The following is a 6,560-nucleotide window of genomic DNA, read 5'->3' as shown; positions in this document are numbered from 1 at the left end:
GTCAGTTCTAGAGTAGTAGCATCATTAGTGCTATTACCAGCCTGATCAGTACTAGTAACTAAAACTTCATTAGTACCATTAACATTAGGATTAAAAGTTCCGCTATCAGGAGTAGCCGTTTCAGTATCAATAGTCCAGTTTCCTGAAGCATCCGCAGTAGTAGTATATGTTGCACCACCTACAACTACAGTAATCGTAGAGTTAGCTTCCGCCGTACCTGTAAGAACAGGTGTAGTATCATTAGTAACTTGACTGTTAACCGTAGGAATAACAGGGGCAGTTATATCGATAGTAAGTTCTAACGATGTTAAGTCACCTGTACTATTACCAGCCTCATCAGTACTTGTTACTTCTATATCGTAAGTACGATCTGTAATGGGTGGAGTGTAAGTTCCTGAAGTTGGAGTAGCCGTTTCAGTATCAATAGTCCAGTTTCCTGAAGCATCTGCAATAGTAGTATATATTACACCAGTATCATCAATTTCTACAGTTACCGTCGAGTTAGGTTCAGCCGTACCTGTAAGAACAGGCGTAGTATCATTCGTAATTTGATCTTGAACAGTTGGCTCAGTAGGAGGAATTACATCAACAGTTAATAATGCAGTCGTAGATGTTATAGGAGAACATACATATGAAAGTTCTGAAACAATAACTCTATATTGATATCCGTCTTGAGCAACAGTAATTCCTGTTAGAGTTAAAGTAGGAGAGGTGTTTCCTGTATATATGTCTGATGTATTTGCATCATCAATATCTACAAAACCACCACCAAGTTGATCATCAACTTGCCATTGGTATATTAATTCTGTACCAGTAGCAGTTACTGTAAATGTTTCTGGAGAACTCGCGTTAGTTAAAACATCTTGAGGTTGTTCTGCTGCAGTTGCAATTGTAGGAGCTACACCTGGTTGCTGAAAATCAAATACTGTGTTTGTTGCGCTATCTAAATTATTTGTTGTAGTGTATCCGTTTGTAACATTAGTTCCTGTTACAATCCCATTAGGATTTACTAGGGTAGGAGAGTCTCCTAAATATCCATCGCCATCCGAATCTGTATACCCTGCTTCAGTAACATCGTTACATCCATCTCCATCGGCATCTAACTCAAGGAAATCGGCAATGCCATCAGGTACAGTTTCAGAATCTGATACTGTATAATTTATAGTTCCACTATTTTGTTGTCCACTTGCCTGTACAGTATTTGGTACACCATCGGTACCAACGGCACCGTCTAGAATACCAGCCGTATAAGCTTGTCCGCTTCCAGATTCAACTACATCATAAATACCATCATTATCGGTATCTAGGTCAAAGTGATTAGGAACGCCATCATTATCAGTATCAAAAATATCTACAATACCATCTCCATTAGCATCAGCACCTAAATCTGTATCTTGATAATTTAAATCTCCATCAGAATCATCATCAGCACTTGGATCAGTTCCCGATGTTTCAAGAGTATCTAAAATACCATCATTATCATCATCTTTATCAACCGAATCTGCTATGCCATCTAAGTCATTATCATCAATACCTACTTCGCGATAATCAACTTCAGCAGTTGTATTCTTAGCTATATTAGGTAAATCTGACGCTCCATTATCTTGATCATCATTTGTATCAAAAAGTGTTCCAGGTGTATCAACATCATCATAGTCATTTAATAAACCGTCATTATCATTATCTAAATTGTTTGTTGCAAGAGTAAATCCTGCTTCAACTCTATCTGTGAAACCATCATTATCAGAATCTAAATCTAGATAATCAGGAATTCCATCTGAGTCAGTATCAATAGCGGTTAAACCTTCATTTCCAGATCCTTCATACGGATTTCCTAATCCGTCTCCATCAGAATCATCAACCCCTCTTGGAGTATAAGAAGATGTAAGTTGTGCCTCCACATTATCTGGAATACCATCATTATCAGAATCAATATCTAAATGATCTTCTATACCATCATTATCACTATCTATACCTTGGTATATAGTGTAGACAGGAGCAGTTCCAGGACCTGAGGCAACACTCCCTAATGGAATACCGTCTGAATTAGTTGCAGATGTAGTATTTGTAGGTGTAAACAATCCATTTATATCACATGTTTGGAATAGAACTGATCCTAGGTAATCTTTTGAACCAGAGTTATTTAGCAACTCACCTGTAAACGTGATGTCAAGGTTTGTAGTTTCATAATAATTAAAGTATGCAGCTAGTCTTGGTCCAAAATCAACCCCTGCCCATGTTTGTTCTGGGCCTTCAAAAGTAGCTGTACCTGTTGCTAGATTTTCTGATACTGTAAGAAGTGAGTTACTATCTACAGCATATAAACCAGGACGGGTAAGTGTTACACTTTCTTTGGTATTAGCACCATCTATATCATAAATGACCCCACCGAATCTAATAAGGTTAACCTGAAAATTGGTTCCTGTTGCCACCAAACGTATATTAAAGGACATACTACCTTTTGCTCCTGTAGTACCACCTACATCAAAAGTAGGTTGCCAAGCTTCATTACTACTGTCAACAGGAAAAGCATCTATTGAAGTTAACGTAGCATTATCTATGTCTGTAATTCTAACAATAGCATCTAAGACCCCTAAAGATGATGTAACAACTGTAGAAAATCTATATTCAGCACCTACTGTACCAGCTCCGGAACCAGTAGAACTTATATAAGTACCTCCTATAAATGAACCAGCAGGTATACCACAATTATTATCTATAATATCTTTAGGTTGAAAACCTAAAGATTCTACATAATCTAAAATACCATCGTTATCGTTATCTATATCTATAAGGTTATCAACTCCATCTCCATCCGTATCAATAGGATCTCTATGTACATTTGCATCTCTAAAATCTACCTCACTAGTAAATGGATCTTGAGTATTTAAGAAGCCGGTAACATCTTGATTGTTGTTTGTTGCTCCGTTAGGATCTTGAAGCCCGTTAGGTGTTACTATGCTTAGATCAAAAGCATCATCTAAACCATCATTATCGGCATCTGTTCCAGAAAGGGTAGTGCTACCATATACCTCTACGATGTCATCTAAAAGATCACCGTCAGAATCTGTATCTCTAAAGTCGGGACCGTCATGACCATCAGAATTTTCAGGTTGATTTATAGATTCTCCAGAACCTGCGGAAGTTTCGTAATTATCTGCAAGTCCATTACCATCAGTATCTGTCGATGGAAAAAGATGTCCTGATGTGGATTGCCACTCTATATTATCTATTATACCATCATTATCACTATCTAAATCTAAATAATCTGGATAACTGTCCAAATCTGTATTTTCTGGAAGATTGATAAAATTACCTCCATTATCTGCATCAAAAGCATCATCTATACCATCATTATCAGAATCGTTACCTGATAATTGTACTAGGGTTGCATCTGATTGTGCTTCTACTAAATCTTGTATACCATCATTATCAGAATCTATATCTAAATAATCTGGGCCAGCAATGCCATCAGAATTTACTGGAGTTGTAGAAACTCCGGATCCATCAATTCCCCCATCTTCAGCAGCATCTGGAATACCATTTGTACCAACACTACTTTCTGAAGCATCTATGGCTCCATTTCCATCAGTATCTAAACTACCATTTCCAGATTCAACTACATCTGGAATACCATCATTATCACTATCTAAATCTAATCTGTTTGGTATGCCATCACCATCAAAATCCGTATTACCTTCAATCGTATCTGGAATACCATCATTATCATCATCTTCGTCACAAGCATCTGGAAGTGCATCACTATCAGCATTTATTGTATCATCAAATCCTTCACAAACATCTAAGGAATTAGGTACGCCATCTCCATCACAATCACTTGCAGGTAAAGGAGTTCCTCCTAAAGAATCACAATCATTTAAAGGATCTGTATTATCTGAGGCTTCTTGACCATCATTAATTGTGTCACCATCAGAATCTGGGTTGTAAGGATCTGTTCCGTTAGTTATTTCTACACTGTTATCAACCCCATCACCATCACAATCTTGAGTATTCCAATTTACATCAGCATTTGCAATTACTTGATTTGTGCTAGATATACAAGGGTCTGTAGGAGCAGGGTCTGTGGTATCAGGATCTCCATCTCCATCATCATCTAAATTTTCAATAGTAATATCTTCTGTTAAATCGTCTGTAGATGAGTTAGAGTCGGTTTGATCTTGTACGTTAGAGACTGAGTTAGTAATGCTTATTGCAGCAGTAGGAGCTACAATATCATTGGCAGTAGCAACAATCACTAATGATTGTTTTTCTCCTTTTACCAGATCACCTACATTCCAATTTGGAGCAGACCAAGTACCTTTGCTTGGTGTAGCACTAGTAAGTGTTAGTCCTGTTGGTAAGGCATCAGTAATTACTAAGTTGGTTGTGTTGTCTAACCCTAGGCTTTCTACTGTAATTGTAAAAGTTACTGTTTCTCCTTCTGATATTGTTGTTTTATCTGAAGTCTTATTAATGTATATATCTGGATCACAATAAAAAACCTGAATAACATTAGAATTATAATCACATCCACTTTTAGAAACATTTACGTAATGTTCCCCAATTTCAGTAGGAGTGTAACTTCCGCTGGTAGCTCCAGGAATAGCAACTCCATCGTTATACCATTGGTAAGTATCAAAAGTTTCTGTAAGCGTAATAGTACTTCCTAAACATCCAGAACCTGAAATAGAGTAATCTACTACGGGTACGGTATCAAAACCAGAAAAATAGCCCCCTGTGCCCAATGCACCACTAAAACCAACAACTCCAACAGCAATTGCTCCTGAAGATTGTACATAAATATTACCGGTTAAACCTGGGATATAAAAACTTTTCCAAGGTAAGCCCGTAGCTGGTATAGCAGCAGGCAAGGTTACAGGAACACCATCGGCAGTTACAACAATATTAGCATCAGGGGTACTATTTGATGCTAGAATGGTTAACCCACCTGATATCGTTTTTCCTGCTAAATCTTCAATAGTACTAATGTTGTTTACATTATCTGGAAGTAGGCAATTAACAGGTGCAATAAAATTCATTCCAATTGTTGCTCCAGAATTACTACCTGCTAAACATTGGTAAGCATACACATTTTTTGATGTAGTAACGGTCATATTGTTACCCGCTGTACCGCCAGAATAATTTGATCCCGGAACCACAAAGTATTCTCCGTCATTTATAGTTGCAATAGGAGTTGTTGCCCCATTAACAAAAATATCTGTACCACTAGCTGTTCCTATTATTATAGGAAATTCTAAAGCATCTGTACCACCACCTCTAATAAAAACATATTCACGACCAATAATATCAATAGGCACTGGTTGATCTGTTCCTCCATCTTGAATATTAACGTTAGGAAGAACACCAAGTAAAATATGACCAACACTAATTGCTATATCCTTATCAGATATAATATCTGCACCTAACCATCCGTACCTATTGGCGTCACCATTATTTCCTTCAACTTCCAATACATAAGATTCTCCTTTATTTAAAGTAATAGTAATCGTGTCATCGGTTAAGCCTGTCCCATCATTTCCTAGTCGAAAAACACAATCAGGATCATAGTCTGAAATAGTAACTGTTGTATTATCTTCTGTAGCCATAATCCCTAAGGCCGCATTAAAAATAGGTCTATCATGTAGAAAAGGAATACCACCCCATTTAAAATGTGTACCTAGTGCTGCGCGACCTTTAGAGGTTAAAGAAACACCTTGAGAATTGCTATTCCCCCTATAATTGGCATAAAATTTTTGCCCTCCCGGAGCTTCTAAACGTAAACCAGCTGTACTACTAACAAAACCAACTTCTGCATTAGGCAATAATGTTATTCCATTCTCTCTTGTAGGTAATATATAAGTGTAAGGCGCTGTGTTGGAAACAGAAACCGTTGCTAACGGAGTTACTGAGGTTCCCACGTAAATATTGACATCAAATGGGATAACTTCCGGAGTGGAAAGGTATACATATTGATTAATAATATAATTTTGGTTCGTCTCAGTAAGCGGTGGCATATAATGCAGGTCACTTAATTGTCCGTAACTATTAGCTATAAAAAGAAAGCAAAAAAGTTTAAGGATAAATAAAATTCTTTTAGACATATGGGGTTTATTATTAGTAATGGTTATATTTTATTAGGGGGCTATATTGTGTTTACAATTTTAGTGTTGTAATACATTATTTATTAGTAAAGATAAGTAAGTATTTTTGTTTAGTCTTTAACTTACAAAATGTTGTGATTGCTATAAAGATATCAATTATATTTTTATGGTAATAATTGTTGTTTTACTGTTCTTATATAAAGCTATAAGATATAAATGACCCTATTTAATAATTGTTGTGAATATGTAAAATATGTAGGTTAAATAGTCTCCTAACTTATTAAATAGTAAATCAGAACTTATTTTTATTATTCTATTTGTAATTGAATTATATTTTAACAACGAATTTTAATTTGTAATAAAATCAAAAATTAACAAATGTTTACAAATGTTATATTTTGGTATATATATATTTGGCAAAATATTAAGAAGAGTTTAAAAAACTTACAATATTATTTG

Annotated in this window: 1 protein-coding gene; it reads right to left on the bottom strand. The window is 35.9% G+C overall.

What is annotated here, in order from left to right; translation table 11 throughout:
* On the bottom strand, positions 1-6,101 hold a 6,101-nt coding region (locus tag BT107_RS17290), incomplete at its 3' end, for an Ig-like domain-containing protein (RefSeq protein ID WP_084639268.1).
* Positions 6,102-6,560: the final 459 nt, after the last annotated feature.

It is taken from the genome of Cellulophaga fucicola, assembly GCF_900119145.1.
GTDB lineage: Bacteria > Bacteroidota > Bacteroidia > Flavobacteriales > Flavobacteriaceae > Cellulophaga > Cellulophaga fucicola.
The sequence above is the reverse complement of the archived record's forward strand: the minus strand, read 5'-3'. Positions and strand labels throughout refer to the sequence as shown.